We start from the raw sequence: 408 nt of genomic DNA on the forward strand, positions 1-408 counted from the left end.
CGGCGCCTCGCCGCCGGCCACGCCGCGGCGCTGGCCGCCGCCCTCCGCCCCGGCGCGCCCTGCCCGGTCTGCGGCGGCACCCACCACCCGGCTCCCGCCCGTCCCGCGGAGGACCCGCTGCCCGACCTCGCCGCGCTGGACGCCGCCGAGGCCGAGGCGGCGCGCCTCCTGGACGCGGCCCGTGCCGCCGAGGCCGAGGCCGGGGCGGCGCTGCGCCTGGCGGAGCAGGCGGAGGCGACGCTGCGCGAGCGGCTGGGCGAGGCGGCGGCGCGGCCCGGCCCGGCGGAGGCGCTGCAGGCGGCCCGCGCCGCGCTGCGCGAGGCGGAGGCCGCCGCCCGCGCCCTGCCGGCGCTGCGCCAGGCGCAGGCGAAGGCCGCTGCCCAGGCCGTCGCCGCCCGCGAGGCCGCC

General features: G+C 87.0%; 1 protein-coding gene. It reads left to right on the forward strand.

Translation table 11 applies throughout. The features are described 5' to 3' along the window. A partial coding sequence (locus tag ET526_RS21465) for a hypothetical protein (RefSeq protein WP_204623759.1) occupies nucleotides 1–408 on the forward strand: 408 nt, incomplete at both ends.

The organism is Crenalkalicoccus roseus, assembly GCF_004761865.1.
GTDB classification, from domain to species: Bacteria; Pseudomonadota; Alphaproteobacteria; order Acetobacterales; family Acetobacteraceae; genus Crenalkalicoccus; species Crenalkalicoccus roseus.